Below are 23,504 nucleotides of genomic sequence, written 5' to 3' on the forward strand. Positions count from 1 at the left end.
ATGCTACATGTTATCGTCGTGCCTTTTGCTGGCATCTTCCTTATTTTCTTTACTTTCCATTACCTTACTTCCCTTTTGCATCAAAGAAGATACGGGTCCCTCCATATCCTCCTGGGGGTCTGTTTTACCTAATGTTTCAGGATCGGGCTTTACTGCTGCATCTGCATGCTCATCTGTTTTTTTATTCTTTTTCAGCTCCTCGTCCTTTAAATTCTTGTCTTCCATATTTTTTAAATTTTATATTATAAAATAAAGCGGGTTAAACTATTCAAGACCAACCCTTCATATATCAATAAAACAATTATCATACCTAATTAACTACCGCTCTAGCGTAATAAAAACATCACCCACCTGCGTTCCTGACGCCATATTGCTTTTGTTAATAATGATAGTGTAGGTACCTCTTTGCTTAATATCGTATACCAACTGCTGCCCATACGGGCCATCCATACTTCCATCGGGTCTTATAACCTGACTGATACGGATATTAGCGTCTGGCTTACTATGTGTAATGCTAACTCTCAACTGCCCCACATCCAAATCGGTTACTGACAAACGAATGGATTGCATATCGGAGGTAATAGTTCGTTGCAGGCGGGTGACAGGCAAAGTTTCTGCAGGAACAGTCACCTGTATCACAGGATCATCCCCCGGTAACATAGCAGAGGTGGTATCAGCCGAAGTAATACTATCCAGCACTACAATAGAATCTCTTGCAGCAGCCACACTGCCAACGGAATCACTATCTTCTCCCGTTTTGCCCAGGTTGGATGCATTGTTACAGCCCAATAACCAACCCGCTGCTATTAAAAAAAATAAAGGGTATTTCATCTGTTTATCATTTTGTTATTTTTTAATGGCCAGATGTGATTCGCCCTATAAACATTCATTGGGAGTATCAAAAATTTCCAAGGCTCATTTCATACCCTCTATAATGCAAAAAAGTTGCCAACAATAGCCGGCAACTTTTTACTAAACCAACAAAACTAAGCTTTTATTACTGCTGGCCTGGTGTTCCACCACCATCGCCTGTACGTTTGTTTTCTTCTTCCAAACCTGTTTTACGTTGTCTGGCTGTTTTAACCTGTGCGCTACCAAACCTGTAAGTGAAGTTAATTTTAAACTGGCGTGCTTCCCAATTAGCACCAACCCTGTTTATGGCACCTGCATAATTAGCATCACCCCTGAAACGCATGGTTCTGAAAATATCACTCACACTTGCTTTAACAGTTCCCTTACCCTGCAGTATCGTTTTTTGCATACCTGCATCCACAAAGCCCATTGCCTTACTTCTGAAGATACCCTGCCAGATAGAAGGAGAAATATAAAGACCGGTAAGTTCGGCAGTCCATGTTTTGGCAAACTTATAAGATCCCTGTGTATAGACTGTGTAACTAAACACTTCCTCACGGATATCCCTGGCTCCGCCTCCGAAGTTGGCTTTATAAATAGAATAATTGGAATTAAGATTAGAGAAAAGAGTAAATGCTTTATAGCTAAAAGGATAGCTAACATTCAGGCTGATCACATCCTGTGTAGCCAGGTTACGGGTAATCTGGAAAGATTTACTTGCCTCTGTCGTATCCAGTATCTGCGCAAACATGTCTTTGATATGACTATAGTTCAACGTAGTATTCAGTTTGTATTTGAACGTATGCGTAATACCAAAGCTATTCGTGTATTGAGGTCTCAGGTAGGGATTACCCTGCTGGTAGGTATAATCATTTAACGCAAACCTGAAAGGATTCAGGTTACTATAATTAGGTCTGTCAATACGGCGACTGAAAGTAAAGTTCCACTGGCTCATCGGGTTTTTATTGAAAGTGATTGCTGCACTGGGGAACAGATCGGTATAACTTCTTTTTACCGAAGAATCTGCTGACACCTGGCTGCTCGACACACCGTTAGAGTTTGTATTCTCTCCTCTTAATCCCACCTGTATCATAAAGCCTTTAAACTGGCGATTGTAATTTACATACAACGCGTTCACATTTTCAGTATAGTCAAATACATTAGATGCTTTGATGTCCAGCAACTCCTGTGGTCCGTTAGCATCAAAACGGTTAAAGTTATTGAAGGTTTCTACAAACCCTATTTTAGTACCATAGCTCAATTTACCTTTTTTAAAATTCTGTTCCCAATCGGCCTTAAACGAGTAAATATTGATATCGGTTGGCGTAACCAGTCGGTATATATTTCTTGATTCTTCTGTAGCATGGTCTCCACTATAGTAGATATTAGGAATATACTGGTTGGTATAGTTTTCATAACGGCCATAATCTAAATCTATATTCAATTGACGGCCGGCGGTGTCCGCATATTTATAGTTCACGTTTGCATTGTAGTTCTTCCGGTCGCCTTTCATTACAGGGTTTGCTTCGAGAATACGGTATGTCGACTCACCTCTAGGTGTTATTGTCATAGGCCCCGTAGTTCTGTTTGTGTTATCAGAAATATTACCACTTAAAATAACACCTAAAGTATTTTTGGTATTCAAATAATAATCCACGCCCGCTTTGAAACCATGTGCCTGCCTTTCGCTTTTCATATTGGACACCTGATCGAAAATTGTATCCTTAGCCGGGCTAATACCTTTAATCTCCCGGTACAGTGTCAGCTTGTTATAATTGAGCCCGGTGCTATAGTTATAATTACCAAAATAGTTTGCCTTTTTGCTACGATGGTTGAGTGATATGCCTCCATTGTATTTACCAAATACACCTATATTGTAACCGGCGTTAACCGTTCCGTTGGTACCCAGCGCTTTGTCTTTTTTCAATTTGATATTAATAATACCCGCATTACCAGATGCCTCGTAACGTGCACCGGGATTAGTGATCAGCTCGATACTCTCAATGCTTGATGACTGCAAGGAACGAAGATAATTAGCAAGATCACTGCCTTTTAAAGGACTGGGTTTACCATCAATATAAACCTCTACACCGTTTTTGCCAGACATGCTGATATTATCATCTTTGTCTACCAAAACGCCCGGCGATCTTCTTAAAAGATCAATACCGTCATTACCGGTGGCATTTACGGTACCTTCTACATTCACTACCATTTTGTCTGCTTTAACTTCTATCAGCGGCCGTCTTGCAGTAACCACCACAGCCGACATTTCAGTGGCAACCTTAGCCAGGGTAATGTCTGGTACAATTTTATCAGTCCCGGTAAGCTCAAAAGCAGCGCTGTAGGCCTTTGTGTACCCCACGGCTGTTGCCAATACCCTATATTTTCCCGGTTCGATGTGCTCAAACGAATAGCTGCCGCTTTTGTCTGAAGCATTGAGCTTTGTAATGGAGCTGTCTGCCGCTTTCAGCAAAGTAACGGTAGCTGCATTTAAAGGTTTGTTATCCGCATCCTTAACTGTTCCGGATATTTTTTGTGCGTTCGCAGTAGTTTGTAGTATACTGAAACATAAGACCAACACTAGAATTCTCATAAAAAAACTTTGATTTGATAATTTCGATCTGCAAACCTATCTGTAAAAAAGAACCTGTAAAAGCAGTTGCCGATAAATGGTAAAAAAACTCGGTTAAATGGCAATACTTACCGGTTAAACATCTAAAACAACTATAGCAAACACCGTAGTTGTTTAAAAATCTGATTATAAATAAAAAAGCTGCCGGCAATGCAGCAGCTTAAGAAAAACATATAACGAAATTTTAATTTCCTCCGCTTTTTACCCGGTTCTGCTCGTCACCGGCACCGCCCGTGCGTCTTCTGGTAGGCGCTACTTTATTGTTTCCAAACCTGTAATTGAAGGTGAGCGTAAACTGCCGGCTATCCCGCTTATTCTGGATATCCACATCCACGTCACTATACTTGGCGTACCCGTTAAAAATCTGCGTTCTGAAAATATCTCTTACACCCAGCTTTACGGTTCCTTTCTTTTTCAGCACTTCCTTCGCCAGGGCAGCATTTAACGCGCCCATCTGTCCGCTTACCATTAACCCTTCCATAAACCGGGTACCATACCATCCGCTGATCTCAGAAGACCATCCCTTTCCGTATGTAAATGTATTGGCCATATTACCCGTAAATCCGGTTAGCTGAATATCTACAGGATCATTGCGTTTGCCGTTGCTATAGATACCCGTATAATGATTATTGAATACGTTTGCATATAAATTTAATGTCCACCATTTTACTACCGGCATATTCAATGAAACCGCTAACCCAAGCTGTTTCATTTTACTGAAATTTTCTTTGGTTTGAAAAGTGATCTTGTTCTCCGTATCCTGCTTCAGCATTTCGGCTATAATGTCATTGGTTTGTGTATAATTGATCGTAGTAGTCAATACTCTTTTAAAAGTATGGCTCAACTCCAGGTTGTTTGTAAACTGTGGTTGCAGATAAGGATTACCCTGGCCATAGGTTAAAGAGTCCAGAAAAAACACGAATGGGTTCAGATCATCATAGTCGGGCCGGGTAATGCGGCGGCTATAGCTCAGGCTCAGCTGGTGTGCTTCACTTGCATTAAATGTTACACCGGCATTTGGGAAAAGGTTTGTATAATTTCTTGAGAAAGACGAATCATTTTGCATTTGATGCCCTTTAGCAACTGTATTCTCCACCCTTAATCCTGCAGTTAATTCCCACTTCTTAATGGTCGAAGAAAAGATTGCATAAGCCGCATTGATATTCTCTTTATATATAAAGTGATTGCTTCGTTTGACATCATTCATCCAGTCCATACTGTCTTTGCGGGTGTACATTACCCTGTTATCAGTATTTACAAAGCTTGATTTAAGTCCTGCTTCAACCTTTAAAAATTTAGATAAAGATTTTACATAATCTATTTTACCGCTATAGATATTGATCTCAGAGGGAATATCTCCTAAAAGAAAAATATCTATATAGGATTGCTTCCCTGCTGCATCAAGTGGTTTTGTTAGTAAATAGGTATTACCCTGGTTTTTATAATAAGCCTGGTCAAAGTCCACACTCAGCTCATGACCGGCGGAATCGAAAGTATGTTTATAATTAAGATTGGTGGAAATATTATTGGAATTCGTTTTGTTGATCGCCAGGGATTTGATCCTGGACTCTATGTCTCCCACTTCATCACGCAAATTAGAGTTGCTGTTTTGCGTTTCTTTCCAGTTACCAAAATTCCCGTTTATTACTACGCCTGCTACGTTTTTATTATTGAAGTAGTAATCCATACCTAGTTTAGCATTATGATAATCTCCACCATTATTTCTTTCAGAAACCTGGTCTGAAGAGCCTTTAAGCGTGGTGTTATCTTCTGCTAAAAACTTCCTGTCAAGCGTTAGTGTGCTCTTATTAGCCCAGTGCCCGCCATTATAACTACCAAAAAGATTCACCTTATTATTCCGGTAATTAAGATTCAAACCGCCGTTGTAGCGGGAATAGAAACCACTGGCATAATTCAGGTTGGCATTCCCGTTCATACCCTTAATGGTGCCTTTCTTCGTTTTAATATTGATAATACCCGAGTTCCCCGCCGCATCATATTTAGCCGGCGGATTCGTCATAATTTCGATCTTATCCAGTCCGCTCGCCTGCAAACTCCTCAAAAAAGTAGCCAGCTGTGTAGCACTCATGTAAGTAGGCTTATCATCAATCAATACCAAAACACCTCCTTTACCTTTCACACTGATATTTCCGTCGTTATCTACCGACACTCCAGGGGATTTTTCCAGGATCTCCAGAACATTCAAACCTGCATTGGTGGGCGATGCATCTACATTCACAATTGTTTTACCTGCCTTCACTTCTACCATCGGACGTTTGGCCGTAACAACCACCCCCGCCATCTGTGTACTGTTTTTTTCCAATATGATATCCTGTTTACTGTCCTGAGTCGTTTTATGTGCAATAAGTGGGGAATACACAGGTACATATCCCACATTGGTGGCCATGACCAGGTATTGGCCTTCTCCGGTTTTTTCGAACTGATATCCGCCATCTTTGTCTGTAAGACTCATTTTTACCAACGCGGAATCAGCCGCCTTTAAAAGGGATACAGAAACATTAGGTAATGGTTTGGCTTCAGCATCAGTGATTTTTCCGGCTACCGTTTGCGCGTTGGCAAAATAGGCGGTACCAGTAAAAAACAGTGATAAAAATAATGATCGCATAAAATTGGTTTGTGCAGCAAAACTATCCTCACCCCTATCCGTCGCAAAGCATTTTACGGTAAATGGTATAAAACGCCCGTTAAAAGTGATGAAACAACATTTAAATGGTTTGGCAGTATTTCACATTTAGTATAATTCGGATGAAAAGCTTAAATGTTACAAATAAAAAAATTAAGACATTTATACCCTTTTATTAAATATAAATTCAAAGCTTTTACCCATATTTGTATTTCAAAAATTAAATAATTAAATAGCTATGAGTTATCCTGATACATTGCGCTACACAAAAGACCACGAATGGATTAAGCTGGAAGGCAATATTGCAACTATAGGCATTACAGACTTTGCGCAGCGTGAGTTGGGCGACATTGTTTTTGTTGAAGTAGAAACAATAGGAAAAGCGCTAAAAGCAAACGAAGTTTTTGGCACTGTAGAAGCGGTTAAAACAGTATCCGACTTATATCTGCCTGTAGACGGAACTATTAACGAGTTAAATCCTGCTTTAGGCAACGCCCCTGAATTGGTGAATACAGATCCCTATGGTGAAGGATGGATGATAAAAATGACTGTAGACAATCCTGCTGATGTAGATGGCTTGCTGGATGCGGCAGGCTATGAAGCCGTTACGGGATAACCTGCTCATTTTATTAAATACAACAGTTTTGAAAAAATTACTGAATAGTTTTTGGCCGGCCCTTTTTTGGTCGGCCATTGTTATTTTACTGCTATCGATACCAGGCTCTGACCTCCCGGAGGAATCATCTTTTTTGAGTATTCCCCATTTTGATAAATGGGTGCATATGGGCATTTTTGCGCTATTCGTGATATTATGGTGCTGGGCTCTTAGTTTAAAAAAGAACCACGCTAACCTGGCCCGGAGCTTTATATGGGTAACCCTGGGAGGCATCCTGCTGGGTTACGCGATGGAACTGGTTCAAAAATACCTGGTACCTAATCGCGACTATGATTTGTGGGATGTGGTTGCCGACGCTGCCGGTGCTATCATCGGTTTACTCTTCAGCCTTAAAGTATTTGCAAAAAAATAGACCCCTGTGGAAACAGGGGTCGCAACCAAAACTAACTGCTTATGAGAAAATTGACTATCTTAAATCTTATACATTAAAAACGCACAAGACTATTTTTTATTTTGTAAGACTTGTTAAAGTAATTTAAAAGCCTTTTTTAATAATTTCTGTGAATAAAGAACTACATAAATAATAGCAGAAACTATGCCAATTTCTTATAAAATAAGTCTATTTGAAAAATCCCTGAATTAAATCTGCAATACCGCCACCACTCTGACGTTGCGCTTGTTGCTGGTTTTGAGACTGACGACTTACGGCGCCTATGATATCGGACAGATCTACTTTACCATCGCCATTAGTATCAGCTCCTAATTGCCCTATGAGTCCCTGGAAATCAACACCGCTTGTTTGAGGAGCCGCTTTGCTGCCACCAGTTAACTCACCGATCAGATTATTGAGATTGAATCCGGCATTAGCAGGATCGCTGCTGCGGGTATTGCTTACCAAACTGTTTAATACACCTGGAATAATATTGTTAGCAACCGTGTTGGCAACTGCAGGACTAAGGTTCATTTTTTTCATCAGGTTATTAGCAAGGTGCCCTACCATCATACTGGTAACAGGATTACCCAGTATGCCATTGCGCCCTTGCGACTGGTCGCCGGAAAACATCGAAATAATGTTCTGCAAACCGCCACCGCTCAGCATATTTTGGAGACCGCCGGTTATGGTGCTGGCAGCTTCCATCATAACCTCATTATTTTTTTCGTTAGGTACTTCGGTGTTTTGTACCACAGATTGTTGACCTTGTTGCTTAACGAGGTCCAGGATTTGCTCAAGCATTGGATGATATTTTAAAATGATTAAAAAACGGGTTGATCTATTGCAGGGCAATTTGCAACTATTTCCTGTACCACTTTGAAAAAATCGACTAATGCTATCTTTTATTCCACGAACGGCTATTTGCGGGAAGCCTTCTCACTTTTCCACCAACGGTATCCTACAATGCCAATAACTAAAAGAGGAATAAAAGCGAGGTAAATGATGCCGCTGTTCATGCCATGTGCTGGTCCATCACCTAACTGCTGTGCCGTTTTGGTACAAATAGAACATTGTGCAAAAACACCTAAAGCTGATAGCAAAAAAATAAAAATTACAACAATTCTTTTCATCAGGAGGCAAAATTACGCTTTATGTAATGTATGACAGGTAATTATTTTGATGAATAACCTGGAAGCCGGAGCCCGCATAAGCCTTAGCAAATGCAGCTGGTATTTTAACCGGCTTCTCCTTCCATTTTGTTTCAAAAGCTTCTATCATATTATTCTCCTCTTCAATTAAATCAATCTCCTGCTGATCGTAAGTTCTCCAATAATAACTGTTCACGATCCGCGATTGGTAGCTGTTATATTTCATTCGCTCGCTTAAAATATAATTCTCCCAAAGCAAACCAATGTCCTGCCGCAAAGGCAATAAATTAAAATTGTTCAGGAGGGCGTTGCGCACGCCGTTGTCTGTAAAATACCAGCGGTTACTTTTCACGATTTCCTTACGGAGATTTTTGCTATACCCGCCCCGTTTGTAAATAACAAACACTTTACTTAACAAATCAAGATAGCGCTCCACTGTATTTTTACTCATCCCCAGATCTCTTCCCAGCTCTTCCAGGGATACATCTTTACCAATCTGGAAAGCCAGTAATGTCAGCAAGTCCTTCATTTTTTGCGGGTTCCGGATATCTTCGAAAGCTAAAATATCTTTTAGCAGGTAGGTATTCACCAACTCTTTGAGGTATTGCTGCTTTTCGGGGATGGATGAAAGACCCAACACCTCGGGATAGCTGCCGAAAATCAATCGATCTGCAAGATTTTGTTTGGTTTGCAAGGCATTTTCCGTTGCACTCAACTCCATTTGTGCAACCGGGTACATAATATTCGTTATAGTACGCCCCACCAGCGGCTCGCCGGCTGTTTGCTGCAAATCAAAACTGCTGGAGCCGGTAATGATAATGTGCAGGGGTTTTATTTCATCGATCATTAGCTTTACCTTCCTCCCTATATCGGGTATATATTGTGCTTCATCAATGATCAGCAACTTTTTGTTCATTAAAAGTCGCCTGTAATTGGCAACTGTCCTTTCCTTTAAAATAAGTTCAGTATCCTCATCTTCGCCGTTCAGCCAGATACAGTCACCGGAAAGATGTTCTTTTATTTTTAATAACAACTCTGTTTTGCCAACACGCCGGGCGCCCACCAGCAAAGACACTTTTTGCCGGGAACAGTCAGACAATATTTTCTCGAACAAAGCACGTTGTAACATTATTCAAAGATAACACAACTGACGGAATTTACATTAATTTAGTCAACATACTGACGGAATTTACATTAATCCAGTTAACAAACTGACGGAATTTACATTAATCCAGTTAACAAACTGACGGAATTTACATTAATTCAGTCAACATACTGACGGAATTTACATCTTACAACATAAAAAAATCCCGGCCAATGCCAGGATTTCACTTATAAAAGTTTGAATTACAATATTATGCTTCAGCAGCCATTTTTTTCGCCTGCCTGTTACGCTCAATCTCATCCAGTATTACTTTACGCATGCGTATAAAGTTAGGTGTAACTTCAATACACTCATCATGCTGGATGTACTCCATACACTCTTCCAAAGTAAGTAATGTTTTAGGAGCAATACGTGTAGCATCATCGCTACCGCTGGCGCGGTGGTTGGTTAATTTCTTTTCTTCTGTAGCATTAACGATCAGATCGCCAGGCTTAATGTTCTCTGCCAATATCTGACCTGCATAAACTTCTTCACCCGGATCTACAAAGAAGGTACCGCGATCCTGCAATTTATCGATAGAATATCCGGTAGTTTTACCTTGGTTCTTAGAGATCAATACACCATTGTTTCTGCCTGGGATTGCACCTTTCCAGGGTTGATAGTCGTTAAAACGGTGTGCCATTACAGCTTCACCTGTGGTAGCTGTCAACATTTGTGTACGTAAACCAATCAATCCGCGTGAAGGAATATCAAACTCCAAATGCTGCATTTCACCTTTGGTTTCCATGATCAGCATTTCGCCTTTACGCCGTGTAACCAAGTCGATTACCTTACTTGCAAACTCTTCAGGCACGTCAACTACCAAAGTTTCGTATGGCTCGTATTTTTTACCATCTATTGTTTTTACCAATACCTGCGGCTGACCTACGGTTAACTCATATCCTTCACGACGCATAGTCTCGATCAATACACCCAGGTGCAGGATACCACGGCCATACACCAGGAAACTCTCACCACCTTCACTTTCTTCAACGCGCAATGCCAGGTTTTTCTCCATTTCTTTAGTTAACCTGTCACGCAGGTGACGGCTGGTAACGAATTTACCATCTTTACCATAAAATGGAGAGTTATTGATACCAAACAACATGTTCATTGTTGGTTCATCAACGCTGATAACCGGTAATGCTTCCGGATTTTCAACATCTGCAATGGTATCACCGATATTGAAATCTTCTATACCAACTACAGCACACAGATCACCTGCATGTACTTCAGCTACTTTTTTCTTACCCATTCCTTCAAACACATACAACTCTTTCACACGAATCTTTTTCACAGTTCCATCGGCCTGTACCAAAGCTACCTGCTGACTTTCTTTTATAGAACCACGGGCTACTTTACCAATAGCAATTCGCCCCAGGAAAGATGAATAATCCAGGGAAGTGATCTGCATTTGCAGGGTTCCGTGATGAATTTGGGGAGGTGGTACATATTTAATGATACCATCCAACAAAGGATTGATATTATCGATTTCTGTTAAAGAGTCGTTGAACCAGCCATTTTTACCCGAACCATAGTAGGTTGGAAAATCCAGCTGTTCTTCTGTAGCATCCAGGTGGAAAAACAGGTCGAAAACCGCATCATGTACTTCGTCTGGACGACAGTTAGGTTTATCAACTTTATTAATTACTACAATTGGTTTTAATCCAAGGGCTAAAGCTTTTTGCAGTACGAAACGAGTTTGCGGCATAGGCCCCTCAAAAGCATCTACTAACAGAATTACACCATCAGCCATTTTCAATACACGTTCAACCTCACCACCGAAATCGGCGTGACCAGGTGTATCTATGACATTGATTTTCATGTCTTTATAAGTAACCGACGCATTTTTACTAAAAATAGTAATACCACGTTCGCGTTCCAGGTCGTTGCTGTCCATGATCAGCTCGCCTGTATCCTGGTTATCGCGGAACACCTTGGTAGCGTGTAATATTTTATCTACCAGGGTAGTTTTACCGTGGTCTACGTGTGCTATAATAGCTATGTTTCTTAAATTCATGCCTTGGGGTTGAAATTCGGGGGTTTTAAAGAACTATTGAAAAAACAGACCTCCCCCAAAAAAACCGCAAAGGTACGGCTTTTATTGAGCTAAACCTAAAACAGCCCATTATTAATATACAAATAACTTTAAATGCTAAAGCCCCGCCAGCGTAACTAACGGGGCTTCATTGTGTTATTTTAAAACCGGCGGCTAGTCTCTTCGAGACATTAAAATTCTTAAAATATACCAAAACAGCAGCATTACAGAGGAGAAAAGTTGTAAGGCGGCTCCTACATATTGCCCCGTAGCATATTTATTTTTTATCTCGCTGGTTTGGTATAAAATGCTACCTGCAGCCAGCGCTACCATTGCCACAGAAAACCACAAACCAAGGTTAAAACCAAAAATAGCGCCTGCAACAATTAACCCCAGAGCTACAAAACCGCCAATTACCAGTGCTGATCTTAAAAATGAGAAATCCTTTTTGGTTATAAAAACCACCGCGGTAAGTCCGCCAAACATAAAAAGGGTAATTACAGCTGCCTGTTGAACTATAGCGCCACTATCAGTCATCACCAGTGCGATATAGAGAATAGGAAGAAAGATAACTGCTTCGAGCAGCACAAATAGCCCAAGGCCGAGGTACTGTGTATTACGGCTGACAGAAAAAGCAAGCTTATCAGCCAGCATACTACCTAACCAAAACAGGCCGATAATAAACAGCCAGATAAATTTACCGGATATCATTTGCATAATAAGTGCTTCAGGCACGGCTCTTAACAGAAAACCTTCTACCACTATAAAAGATAGAATAGCCATTGCTACATGCAGGTAGGTTTTTTTGTAAAAAACGGCTCTTTCTACATCACTGACTTCTGATACCAACATTACATCTTCATTCATAAATTAGTATTTTGCTGGTGAAATTAGAAAATACATTTCATTCAACAATAGACTAATTATTAAAAGATTGCTGATGTCACTTTCTCCTGCCGATATAGCAGCATTATTGGATGCCAATGGTTTATTCGAAAAGACGATTATGCTGGAAAGGGGCGATTTCCTAAAGAAAGCAGGCTCTACGGATACTCATATTTATTATATAGAAGAAGGAACTGTATATGCCTATATTGTAGATGGCGAAGAGGAACGTATTGTTCGGTTTGGCTATAAGGGCAATATCATTGTATCGCTGGATTCATTTTTAACAGAAAGCCCCTCTGAATTTTATATCCAGGCTATAAAAAAGTGCAGGGTTAAAATTGTAACCAAAAAATCTTTTATACGCTTTATAGAGCAAAATGAAAAGGGAGCTGCATTATGGACCAAAATGCTGGAGAACCTGGTGGTTCAGCAGATGGAGCGCGAAAAGGATTTGCTGATACAATCGCCCCGCGAACGCTATGAGCGGGTATTGAAGAGAAGTCCGCAGCTATTCCAGGAGGTAGCGAATAAATATATTGCTGCCTACCTGCGCATGAGCCCTGAAACATTATCCCGATTGAAAAAACGTTGATATCCGTCAATGTTTTCCTCCCCGGCCTCATTCATCTTTGCAGTATGAAAATAGCGTCACCCCAATTATTAAATGAATTAACCGACTTAACCAAGCAGCATCTTTCTTATATCCAACAATTAAAAGCGTTGCCGGATCAGGCGTTAACACAAAAGGCCGATGCAACCAGCTGGAGCGCATTGGAGTGCATTGAACATCTGAACCGGTATGGCCATTTTTATTTGCCGGAGATAAGCCGACAGATAGCCGAAACCAGGACTGAGGCTGTCCCTGTATTCAAAAGCGGGTGGCTGGGCAACTATTTCGCCAACAGTATGCTACCCAAAGAGAAGCTGAATAAAATGAAAACATTCGCGGCAATGAATCCTTTGAATAGCCCTATCGACCGGACGGTGATTGACACTTTTATGCTTCAGCTGCAAACCATGTTGGATTTACTGCAACAATGCCGGAGCGTCAATCTCAATACAATAAAAACTTCTATCAGTATCTCCTCCCTGATTAAACTAAAGCTGGGAGACACATTAAGAGTGGTGATCTACCACAACGAAAGACATGTAAAGCAAATAGCAAGAGCTATACAATAGCGCCAGAAAGGCATATTCTTTGCGAATGTTTATATTTGAAAGAGGGACATCCTATACGGCCGTCCGGGTTCATTCAATCATTCTTTAATATAAACTAATGAAAAAAGTTGCTGTTGCCGGCTTGGTATTCTTCGCAGGCGTTGGTGTTTGCTTTACCGTAATGAGTATGCTGGGCTTTAAAGGCAAACCCGAAAGGATTGAAAAAATAGCTGTGCCCGGACTATATAAATCCCCCGCACTTCCTGAAAGTATAAGCTTTGCGGGTGAAGCAGTTCCGTTGGACCGTTGGGAAGTAAAGGAACAACTGGACAGAGAGCTTACCTATAATTACTTCCAGCCACAAAATGTAGTGTACATCATTAAGCTGGCTGAACGTTTCTTTCCACAAATAGAACCCATACTAAAAGCCAACAATATTCCTGATGATTTTAAGTATTTATGTGTAGCCGAAAGCAACCTGCAAAATCTTATTTCAAAAGTGGGCGCAACGGGCTTCTGGCAGTTTATGGCCGGTACGGCTCCGGGTTATAACCTGGAAGTAACCGGTACGGTGGATGAACGCTATCATGTTGTTAAGTCTACAGAAGCCGCCTGCCAATATTTAAAACAGGCTTATAATAAATTCGGCAACTGGACGGCTGCTGCCGCTTCTTACAATTGTGGTATGGGCGGTTACAATCAAAGGGCTACGCAACAGGGATCTAATATTTATTACGACCTCGTGTTACCGGAAGAGACCAACCGATACATATTCCGGATTCTCACTTTCAAACATTTGCTGTCCAATGCAGATGAACTGGGGTACGATATAACAGGCAGCTACCGTTATACCGATCTTAAAACGCGTACAATAAATGTTAGCCAAAATATTCCTAACCTGGTAAGCTTTGCACGCAACAATGGCACCAGCTATAAAGTGCTAAAAACTTTGAATCCCTGGCTACGCGGCAACTCTTTATCACCAAAAGCAGGTAAATCTTATCAATTGGTTTTACCTGAATAAGAGCTACTTTGCTTTCACTTTTCTTAAAAGAAAATGAAGGACGAAGAAAGAGATGACACCGGTGATCAGGTAGCTATAGCCCAGCCCCTGCTGATTTTGCGGCTGCAACGCCCCTGCTAGGCTATAGCTAACTATTGAGGTTACAATATATACTCCGCCGCCTGTAAGTCCGCTGGCCATCCCGGCCATAGCGGGAAAGCGTCCTAAGCAAAAGGCAAAATAATTATTAAAAATAAAGCCAACGCAGATATGCACTAAAAAGGCAAAGGCCAGTAAGGTGTAGATATTGTAAGAGATGGTAGCCATGCCAATCATAGCTATTGCAAAAATGAGCTGAAGGCCATTACTGACCTTTAGTTTGGGTAAGAATGCTTTATTAAGTAATGCCTTACCTATAAAACCACCGGCCATCCATGCCAGTCCCATTAACAATGCTGCGTAGCCCGCTACTACAGCTGAAAAATGCAACCGATGTTCGATAATGAATGCCCCGGATAAGCTGAAAACCATTGTTGCTCCATAAGATAAACCACACATGGCTATACCCCAGGCAAAGCTTTTGTCTTTTAGCATGAACCTGTAATCTTTCACAATCTGAACGCCTTTAAAAAGACGCTTATTCTGTAAGGTTTCGCCTGAGAAGATCCACTCCAGTACCAGCATTACCAATGCATAAACCGCTAATGCATAAAAGTTAGCCTGCCAGTTAAAATACTTCTCGAGATAGCCTCCGATAAAAGGCGCGATAACAGGGGCAGAGGACCACACAATGGACATAATACTCAGGTAGTGCTTACGCTTCTCCCCTTCATATACATCTACAAAAAAGGCCCGTTTTGCTACCACTATAAAACCTGTGGTTATGCCCTGCACAATACGCATGGCATAAATCATTTCAATTTGCCTTGTAGATACAATTACCAGGTTACTCAAAATAAATACCACCAACGAGAACAAAGTGAGCCGGAAGCGGCCAAAACTGTCAATCAGGCTTCCTGTAATAAACTGTGATGCTCCATAACTGATAAGAAATAAAGTCAATGTTAACTGGATGCTATGCTCCGGCTGGTGCAGGTCCTGCGCCATGTGCGGCATCGAAGGGATATAGATATCTGTAATCAGTCCTGAAAGTGGTATCAATAAAAAGGACAACCAGGTGGCTATCTTCTTATTCGCTTCGGGTAGTTGTTTTACATTTTCAAACGTGCGGGGCCGGATAATAGTTTCTGCGGTATTCATAAATCTGGAAACAGTATAACAACGCAAATCTATAATAGTTTGAAATTTCCTTAACTTTCAGTTACCAAACGGGTAGCTGCATTACCGTTTTTCTTTATTTATAAAGAAATGATTTTCTTTAAAAGATTTTTTCCTTCAGAATTTTCACCCCTTTTTGTCGATCTTTTCGCCCCAGATCGATTCTTTCCCGGTCTATATTTGTTTAAGCGGTATGACGAGTTGAGGTCGCGCCCATTAATGATTGCTGATTAGTGTATGTCTATGTCAACCCAATTTACGCTGCTTCCATTTTTATACGGGCCTACATACTATCTATAAACATAAAAACTACCATCATGAAACATTACTTGCTCATTACTTTTACGGGATACATATTATTGTCGTGCACCAAAAGCCATACACTACAGGAGACTCCATCAATAAAAACAGTTAACAGAGCGGTGACGCCCTCTATACCCAATGGCAATAACTATGTATTGCTATGGGAGGACCAGTTTGACGGTGCGTTTCTGGACACCAGTAAATGGCGATACCGGGCGGAGAATACAGTAAGGGGATATGCCACCATCCTGCGATCCAACGTAACAATGAGCGACTCCGGAACCGTACTACTGGCAGCCAGGAGAAATGGCGATAACTTTACGGCCAGCCAGATAGCTACGCACGCTACTTACCTGCAAAAGTATGGTTACTTTGAAGCCCGATGCAAGGTGAACGGAAGCTTAGGCCCCCATAGTTCTTTCTGGCTTCAGTCTCCTACAATGGGACAAACCCTTAACCCGGCGGTAGATGGAACAGAGATCGATGTTTTTGAATATCATTTAAATAACGGGGCCAACATCATCAGGCATAATCTCCATTGGAACGGTTACGGCGCTGACCATCAATCTACCGGAGCTATCAATACTATTCCAGGGTCGGGAACCGGTTTTCATTTATTTGGTGTAGAATGGACGCCCCAGGAATACATCTTTTATGTTGATGGAGTAGAGCGATGGAGAACCAGTTCCGCGGTGTCTCAACGTAGTGAGTTCATGTTATTAAGCATGGAGATTACGGGATTTGGTGGCAACAGGTTCAATGGAACTTACCCCGATTTCCTCGAGGTAGATTATGTACGTGCCTATCAAAAATCTTTGGTAAGCAATGCCGGGTTTGAAAGCAGCAGCTTATCTCCCTGGACCTCTTGGGGAGGTGGTATTAGTGTAGTAGCAGACGGGAATGCTTTAAGTGGCTCAAAAGCAGTGAAGGCCACCGGCAATGCCTCAACAGCTGCCGAACAGGTGATTTCCGGGTTAAAGCCTAACACTACTTATGTGTTCGGAGCTTCGGCTAAAGTAAGCAGTAGTGGGCAGGCTGTAAAATTGGGTGTAAAAGCTTTTGACGCTGCCGGCACGGAATTAAGAAAAGATGTAACCAGCACCTCTTACGTAAAAAATACTATTACATTTACCACCGGGGCTACCCATACCTCATCAAGAATCTTTTTCTTCAAACCTGCTTCAGGCACGGCTTACGGCGACGACTTTTTCTTATATGAACAATAGATCAACGGCTTAACCGCCGGGTAATTAAACAGGGCTTAACCGCCTACCTCAAGGCTGCCCTGTTTTAATTATTTTAAATCCTTACCATCTAATGGTTTCCTGAAAATTTTTTCCAGCATGGCATAAAGCTCGGGATGTTTTGTTTTCATTAACTGTGGGCGCTCAAAAAAATATTCTGCTGCCACGGCGAAAAATTCCTGCTGATTAGTGCTGGCGTAAGGATTGATATCTGATTTATCAGCCCGTATTTCTTTTATATTTTCATGCATCAGTTTTAGCCAGGGCACCACATATTGATGCTGAAGCAGTATCTCGGGAACACCATCTGTAGCGCCATCTGTTTTATCAATTAAATGCACAAACTCGTGAATAGCCGTATTGCTTTTGTCGGTTTTATTGCTGAATCCCTCACGTAAAGCATGCTTCGAAAGAATCATAGTATTATTCATAACTCCTGTACCTACCATTCCTAATATATTTCTGCCTCCGCCTTGTTGCTCAAAAGACTCATTAAAGGTTTCAGGATACAGCAATACTTCGCTCAGGTTCACGTATTCCCAATCGGGAAAAGCAAAAATGGGTATAACAGCACTGGCGCCGATAAGTACCCTGTCCAGATCTTCTACGTTGGTGCCGGCTCCTGTGATTGTAGTAGTGGCCAGAAAATGCTGCACCCGCTTTTCAAAGGCAACTTTCTCATCATCGCTCAGTGCTTTGTAAAAAGCTACATGCTCCTGCAGTAATTCTTTGTAATTTATTGTCAATGGCTCTTCGGACGGTTTTTTCTTTTTTTTACGTACAGACAAAGTCAAATACACAAAAAAACCAATAGCTAACAGGAATATTATAAATTGAACGATCATAAAGGTGAACAAATTTCAGCTGGTGGAAGTGCAGTTTGATAATTACTTAGGAGGTGCAGCCTGGGGGTTTCTGAATAAAAGAAGATACTGGAATGCATCTGTAGTGCTATTTGAAGAATCGCTCAGTTTTAGTCCCATTATACCTTTCACTTCAGCAAATGTTTTTTCAGTTCGAAAAGGACTATGATCCCGGTTAAGTTTAAACAGGTATACAGATGAAGGTTTCGTGAGGTCAACCAGGCTTTCCATACGATCCATTTTTTCCATCATCGGGTTTGATTGATCGTTCGAATAAGGCAACGGTATATATTTTTTACTGTTAGCAAAGTCGGGATACTGACTCCAAAACTGTGTCGCCACCGTTACGGGTATCATCTGTTTCATTTGTGCATTATAGGGCATCATGATCATTCCATCTTTGTAATAGCAAACAATGCTGGTTACTTTAGCATTCTTCATTGTTTTCTTTAGCAGGTAAGCAAAAGGACTATTTTGATTATAGGACGCCTGTAAGCAATGGAAGAAGCCGAGGAAGCCATACATTTTAGCTTTTTGTAACTGATAGGTATTAATATAACGTTCGAGGTTATCAAACATAACTCCGTCGCGTGTTTTACTAATGGCACTGAGGTTATTTAATAAGAGTAAGATCGGCTGACGATTACTTCCTAAGGCCCTGGCACCTTTATCCTTTTCATTATTGATATTTTTAAGCAGGTCAGTTGCCGATGCCTGTATGGCACTTTTATTTCTTTCATCAATTGCATTTCTTAGTTTCTCCAACTGCGACCCGAACTGTTGTCCCTTAACGGATTGAGTGAGAAAAGCCATGTATTCTTTTACAATACTGTAATCGTGGGGTTGATCTATTCCAACAACTACTATTTTTTTATTGTTAGGTAGTTGCTTTTGATACTCATATAGCTTTTTGAATTTATTAAAGTAAGGTAAATTAGCCCATTGCGCGGTATCCCGCTCCCAACTTTTGAAAATATTGTGCAGTAACGATTCGTCACCGGTAGAAAGATATTTGTTGAGTAACCACGCTTTAGCGTCATCTATCTCCGCTATATAATGCTTGAATTGGTACCTGCCATTTAAAAGCTTTAATAATTCCAGGTCCACATCCTGTACATCAGAGAAACCATGTACTTCTCCCAACAACACATACTGGCTTCCGCTAAAATCGGCCCCGGTTAGTTTACCTGACTTCAATTCGGAGTTGAGCTCACTATTATTTTCCTTCAAATAAGTTTCAAGACTTGTTTGACTAAAAGTACTCACGCAGCCGTACATCATTGCTAATAACAACCCTACTTTTCTCATTTAGCTATGTTAATGTGTATTAAAAAGGCAGCGAAGATAAACAAATGCTAAAAAAACGTAATAGAAAATCTCACCCCGTTTGCCGGTACAAGCTTTGTGATTTACACAGTTTGCGTATCTTAGACCCCATTGCTTTTGCTCTTAAAAACATTCTGCATGACAAAAAATTTGATTACGCTGCTGCTATTCATTTTTACATTTCTGACGGCCCGATCCCAACAGTCTGTAAAAATTATCCCTGAGCCGGTTTCTGTTATCAGGGGATCGGGAAGTTTTGAACTGCCTAAGGAGACCAGGATATCAGCACCTGCATCAACAGAACTGGCATCAACGCTTAAATTCTTAGAACAGAAATTAACTATTGCTACGGGTAATGCTGCTACCATAACAAGTGATGCTAATAAGGCTCACATTTCATTGGAGTTAGTACCCGGAGAGCAGTTAGGCCAGGAAGGTTATACACTATCTGTTACGCCTGCTAAAATTTCTATAAAAGCTAATGAGCCGGCTGGTATATTTTATGGCGTTCAAAGTTTGCTGCAATTGTTGCCTCCGGCTATTGAAAGCAGGCAACCGGTACAAAATGTAAAATGGGAAATCCCTGTAGTGGAGATTAAAGATCAGCCCAAACTCCACTGGCGTGGTTTAATGCTGGATGTGTCCCGGCATTTTTTTACAGTGGATGAGGTAAAGCAATATATTGACGCCATGGTTCGGTATAAATATAATATCCTTCATTTTCACTTAACAGATGATGAAGGCTGGCGCCTGGAAATTAAAAGCCTGCCGAAACTCACCGAGGTTGGCGCCTGGAGGATCAACCGAACAGGAACTTTTAATAGTTTTGGCGCCGCTGAACCCAACGAACCGAGAACCTACGGCGGCTTTTATACCCATGAAGACATCAAAGAACTGGTTCATTATGCCGGCGAACGTTTCGTTAATATTATCCCTGAGATCGATGTACCGGGCCACAGCCTTGCGGCTATAGCGGCCTATCCTGAATTGTCGTGCACACCCGGAGCTGACAAATACCAGCCTCGCTATGGGCAACCCATAATGGATTGGTCGCGCGGTGCGCCGCCCATTGCACTCCTCGACAACACACTATGTCCCGCTAACGAAAAAGTATACGGCTTTATGGACAAAGTGCTTACTGAAGTAGCTCAACTTTTCCCGTTTGAATATATACATTTGGGTGGCGATGAAGCGCCTCATAATTTTTGGGAAAAGAATGCGCAGGTACAGGCATTAATGAAACGGGAAGGTTTAAAGACCATTCCACAAGTGCAGGCTTATTTTGAAAAAAGGGTAGAAACCATCGTAAAAGCTAAAGGTAAAAAAATGATGGGGTGGGATGAAGTGCTTGAGGGAGGTGTATCATCTTCTACTGCTATCATGAGCTGGCGGGGAGAGAAAGCTGGTATCGAAGCGTCACAAAAAGGCCATTACGTGGTAATGAGTCCTACAACCTTCGCCTATATCGATTATATGCAGGGGGATGTAGCTGTAGAATCTCCTGTTTATGCCAAGTTACTGTTGAACCAATCCTACAAGTTTAATCCGCTTCCTAAAGGAGCCAACGCTAAGTATATTTTGGGTGGACAAGCCAATCTATGGACAGAGCAGATATCCAATATTCGTTATGCTGAATATATGACCTGGCCACGCGGCTTTGCTATTTCGGAGTCTCTGTGGTCTCCCGAGGAGAAAAAGAACTGGGAAGGATTTGTTGCCAAAACCGAGGATCATTTTAAAAGATTTCAGTATGCTGAAACCAACTATTCACCTGCTATGTACGATCCGGCTGTAACCGTTAAAAAATTACCGGGTGGACAATATGCTGTTGAGCTCACTCCTGAGATCAGCGGATTGACGATGCATTATAGCTTTGACAATTCCCCTCCCGATCATTTTTACCCTGCTTACAAAGAGCCGTTGATCATCCCTAAAGGAGCTTCACAACTGCGCGTCATCACCTACCGTAATAAAGAAAAAATAGGACGTATGATGAACCTGAAAGTAGATGAACTGCAAAAGCGTGTGAAGTAGCAATCCTGACGATATTCATTTTCCTGATAAGAAGCCCGGATAATCCTGATCCGGCTTTTTTCATTGGTTTAAGTTAAAATGAAATCGGTTTCAATTGGAAAAAAAATTATATTTTCGTCTTGCTCGGGAGAACTTGCCTTTATTTCATGAAAGCGATTCAAGCTATGCCTTCCGTTGAGCGCAATAAAATTAAAACGATTGAATTTATGAAGGAACAGTATTTTGATGCCATTGTTATCGGGTCCGGTATCAGCGGTGGATGGGCTGCCAAAGAACTCTGCGAGAAAGGACTAAAAGTATTGATGCTCGAACGGGGCAAGAATGTTGAGCACATCAAAGACTACAAGAACACTGCTAAAGGTCCCTGGGAGTTTCCACATCACGGGAGCCTTACCTTGGCCCAGAAGGAACTCTATGTAAATCGCATAAGAGGATTTGGTCCTAACGAAAAAAACCTGGATTGGTGGGCAAATGATGCAGAAACCCCTTATACTGAAGTTAAACAATTCAACTGGTTCCGGGGCTACCAGGTAGGTGGCCGTTCTTTATTATGGGGAAAGCAAACCTACCGGTGGAGTGATATTGATTTCGAAGCTAACGCAAAAGAAGGAATCGAAATAGACTGGCCCGTTCGTTACAAAGAAATAGCGCCCTGGTACGATCATGTGGAGAAGTTCATTGGTGTAAGCGGCAGTGTCGAGAACCTCCCCCAATTACCCGACGGGCAGTTTTTACCGCCGATGGATATGAATATTGTTGAAAAGGATATAGCCGCGCGTATCAAAAAAGAGTATAACGATCAGCGGCGGCTGATCATTGGCCGGTGCGCGCACTTAACAGAAGCACTGCCGGGCAGAACCAAATGCCAGTATCGTAATAAATGTGATTTGGGGTGTCCATTCGGAGGTTATTTCAGCACACAGTCTTCAACGCTTCCGGCAGCCGTTAAAACCGGTAATCTTACGCTTCGTCCCATGAGCATTGTTACACAAATACTATACGATAAGGATAAAAAAAAGGCAACGGGTGTGGAAGTGCTGGATGCTGAAACCAACCAAACCTATACTTACAAATCCAAAATAGTGTTTGTCAACGCTTCTACCCTTAACAGCACCTGGCTGTTGCTCAATTCAGCTACTGATATATGGCCAGATGGTCTGGGCAGCAGCAGTGGCACCCTGGGTCATTACCTAATGGATCATCACCTGGGTTCAGGCGCCGGGGGAAGAATGGAAGGCTATGAGGAGCATTATGTTTATGGCCGCCGCCCTAACGGTGTTTATATTCCGCGTTACCGTAACCTGAATAATGAAAAAAGGGATTATATCAGGGGCTTTGGTTACCAGGGTGGCGCCGCAAGAAACAGGGGCGCTAAAGCAGCGGAGGAAATAGCGGTAGGTGTGGCCCTGAAAGAAGCGCTTACCGAGCCCGGCAACTGGGGCGTATGGATGGGTGGCTTTGGAGAAGTGCTCCCCTATTATGATAATGTGGTAACACTTGATAAAAGCCGAAAAGACAAATGGGGACTTAATATACTTGCGATAGATGCAGAATTAAAAGACAATGAAAAAAAGATGCGCAGGGATATTGTTGAGGATGGAAAGGAAATGCTCGAAAAGGCGGGCGTAAAGGACGTATACGGATTTGACAACGATGGGGTGATGGGACAGGGTATACACGAAATGGGTACGGCTCGTATGGGCAATGATCCTAAAACTTCGGTGCTCAACAAATGGAACCAGGTATGGGATGCGCCCAACGTGTTTGTAACAGATGGCTCGTTTATGACATCGGCAGGATGCGTGAACCCATCCTTAACCTACATGGCTTTTACCGCCCGTGCCGCAGACTACGCCGTAACTGAACTTAAGAAAGGCAATCTGTGATAGTTACAAGTTAA

Annotated in this window: 20 protein-coding genes; 8 read left to right on the top strand and 12 right to left on the bottom strand. The window is 41.7% G+C overall.

The window, feature by feature from the left end:
* Positions 1-3: 3 nt before the first annotated feature.
* The 4 genes from ACLOAU_RS23380 to ACLOAU_RS23395 form a co-directional block, all read right to left on the bottom strand.
* Positions 4-225 (bottom strand): hypothetical protein, encoded by a 222-nt coding sequence (locus ACLOAU_RS23380; protein WP_427864346.1) that lies wholly within the window; start codon positions 223-225, stop codon positions 4-6.
* Between the two features lie 93 nt (positions 226-318).
* A complete protein-coding gene (locus tag ACLOAU_RS23385; protein WP_427864347.1) occupies positions 319-831 on the bottom strand; it encodes a hypothetical protein in 513 nt (170 codons plus the stop codon).
* A 166-nt stretch (positions 832-997) separates the two neighbouring features.
* The gene (locus ACLOAU_RS23390; RefSeq protein ID WP_427864348.1) at positions 998-3,445 is read right to left on the bottom strand and encodes an outer membrane beta-barrel protein; all 2,448 of its coding nucleotides are present in this window, start codon (positions 3,443-3,445) and stop codon (positions 998-1,000) included.
* Positions 3,446-3,668: 223 nt separating this feature from the next.
* Positions 3,669-6,110, bottom strand: coding sequence for a TonB-dependent receptor domain-containing protein (locus ACLOAU_RS23395; protein ID WP_427864349.1), 2,442 nt, complete (start codon positions 6,108-6,110; stop codon positions 3,669-3,671).
* A gap of 256 nt (positions 6,111-6,366) precedes the next feature.
* Between ACLOAU_RS23395 and gcvH the strand changes: the two genes are divergently transcribed.
* Together gcvH and ACLOAU_RS23405 are read left to right on the top strand one after the other, a co-directional pair.
* Entirely contained in the window at positions 6,367-6,744 is a 378-nt protein-coding gene (gcvH, locus tag ACLOAU_RS23400; RefSeq protein ID WP_114792445.1) for a glycine cleavage system protein GcvH, read from the top strand.
* 28 nt (positions 6,745-6,772) lie between these two features.
* Positions 6,773-7,156: a VanZ family protein gene (locus ACLOAU_RS23405; protein ID WP_427864350.1), complete on the top strand. Its 384-nt coding sequence runs from the start codon at positions 6,773-6,775 to the stop codon at positions 7,154-7,156.
* 207 nt (positions 7,157-7,363) lie between these two features.
* Here the strand turns inward: ACLOAU_RS23405 and ACLOAU_RS23410 are convergent, their stop codons facing one another.
* The 5 genes from ACLOAU_RS23410 to ACLOAU_RS23430 all read right to left on the bottom strand — a co-directional run bounded on the left by ACLOAU_RS23410 (position 7,364) and on the right by ACLOAU_RS23430 (position 12,374).
* Entirely contained in the window at positions 7,364-7,978 is a 615-nt protein-coding gene (locus ACLOAU_RS23410; protein WP_427864351.1) for a hypothetical protein, read from the bottom strand.
* A 116-nt stretch (positions 7,979-8,094) separates the two neighbouring features.
* Positions 8,095-8,307, bottom strand: a complete 213-nt coding sequence (locus ACLOAU_RS23415; protein WP_427864352.1) for a hypothetical protein — start codon at positions 8,305-8,307, stop codon at positions 8,095-8,097.
* 19 nt (positions 8,308-8,326) lie between these two features.
* The gene (locus ACLOAU_RS23420; RefSeq protein WP_427864353.1) at positions 8,327-9,454 is read right to left on the bottom strand and encodes an ATP-binding protein; all 1,128 of its coding nucleotides are present in this window, start codon (positions 9,452-9,454) and stop codon (positions 8,327-8,329) included.
* 226 nt (positions 9,455-9,680) lie between these two features.
* On the bottom strand, positions 9,681-11,489 hold the full coding sequence (typA, locus tag ACLOAU_RS23425) for a translational GTPase TypA (RefSeq protein WP_427864354.1): 1,809 nt from the start codon (positions 11,487-11,489) through the stop codon (positions 9,681-9,683).
* A 192-nt stretch (positions 11,490-11,681) separates the two neighbouring features.
* Entirely contained in the window at positions 11,682-12,374 is a 693-nt protein-coding gene (locus ACLOAU_RS23430) for a Bax inhibitor-1/YccA family protein (RefSeq protein ID WP_427864355.1), read from the bottom strand.
* Positions 12,375-12,447: 73 nt separating this feature from the next.
* Between ACLOAU_RS23430 and ACLOAU_RS23435 the strand changes: the two genes are divergently transcribed.
* The 3 genes from ACLOAU_RS23435 to ACLOAU_RS23445 all read left to right on the top strand — a co-directional run bounded on the left by ACLOAU_RS23435 (position 12,448) and on the right by ACLOAU_RS23445 (position 14,577).
* Positions 12,448-12,987: a Crp/Fnr family transcriptional regulator gene (locus ACLOAU_RS23435; protein ID WP_427864356.1), complete on the top strand. Its 540-nt coding sequence runs from the start codon at positions 12,448-12,450 to the stop codon at positions 12,985-12,987.
* Between the two features lie 44 nt (positions 12,988-13,031).
* Positions 13,032-13,574, top strand: a complete 543-nt coding sequence (locus ACLOAU_RS23440; protein ID WP_427864357.1) for a DinB family protein — start codon at positions 13,032-13,034, stop codon at positions 13,572-13,574.
* A 97-nt stretch (positions 13,575-13,671) separates the two neighbouring features.
* The gene (locus tag ACLOAU_RS23445) at positions 13,672-14,577 is read left to right on the top strand and encodes a lytic transglycosylase domain-containing protein (RefSeq protein WP_427864358.1); all 906 of its coding nucleotides are present in this window, start codon (positions 13,672-13,674) and stop codon (positions 14,575-14,577) included.
* Positions 14,578-14,580: 3 nt separating this feature from the next.
* Here the strand turns inward: ACLOAU_RS23445 and ACLOAU_RS23450 are convergent, their stop codons facing one another.
* A complete protein-coding gene (locus ACLOAU_RS23450; protein WP_427864359.1) occupies positions 14,581-15,816 on the bottom strand; it encodes an MFS transporter in 1,236 nt (411 codons plus the stop codon).
* 335 nt (positions 15,817-16,151) lie between these two features.
* Here ACLOAU_RS23450 and ACLOAU_RS23455 point away from each other — a divergent pair, with 335 nt between their 5' ends.
* Positions 16,152-17,363 carry a family 16 glycosylhydrolase gene (locus ACLOAU_RS23455; protein ID WP_427864360.1) on the top strand — a complete coding sequence of 404 codons (1,212 nt, stop codon included), beginning with the start codon at positions 16,152-16,154 and terminating at the stop codon, positions 17,361-17,363.
* Between the two features lie 68 nt (positions 17,364-17,431).
* Here ACLOAU_RS23455 and ACLOAU_RS23460 read toward each other — a convergent pair whose 3' ends face one another.
* Together ACLOAU_RS23460 and ACLOAU_RS23465 are read right to left on the bottom strand one after the other, a co-directional pair.
* Positions 17,432-18,226, bottom strand: a complete 795-nt coding sequence (locus ACLOAU_RS23460; protein ID WP_427864361.1) for a M90 family metallopeptidase — start codon at positions 18,224-18,226, stop codon at positions 17,432-17,434.
* A gap of 42 nt (positions 18,227-18,268) precedes the next feature.
* On the bottom strand, positions 18,269-19,552 hold the full coding sequence (locus ACLOAU_RS23465) for a TraB/GumN family protein (RefSeq protein WP_427864362.1): 1,284 nt from the start codon (positions 19,550-19,552) through the stop codon (positions 18,269-18,271).
* Between the two features lie 156 nt (positions 19,553-19,708).
* Between ACLOAU_RS23465 and ACLOAU_RS23470 the strand changes: the two genes are divergently transcribed.
* Both ACLOAU_RS23470 and ACLOAU_RS23475 read left to right on the top strand, forming a co-directional pair.
* A complete protein-coding gene (locus ACLOAU_RS23470; protein ID WP_427864363.1) occupies positions 19,709-21,604 on the top strand; it encodes a beta-N-acetylhexosaminidase in 1,896 nt (631 codons plus the stop codon).
* A 206-nt stretch (positions 21,605-21,810) separates the two neighbouring features.
* The gene (locus ACLOAU_RS23475) at positions 21,811-23,490 is read left to right on the top strand and encodes a GMC oxidoreductase (RefSeq protein ID WP_427864895.1); all 1,680 of its coding nucleotides are present in this window, start codon (positions 21,811-21,813) and stop codon (positions 23,488-23,490) included.
* The last annotated feature ends 14 nt before the right edge of the window (positions 23,491-23,504 follow it).

This window comes from Paraniabella aurantiaca (assembly GCF_050309965.1).
In the GTDB taxonomy this organism is placed as follows: Bacteria; Bacteroidota; Bacteroidia; order Chitinophagales; family Chitinophagaceae; genus Niabella.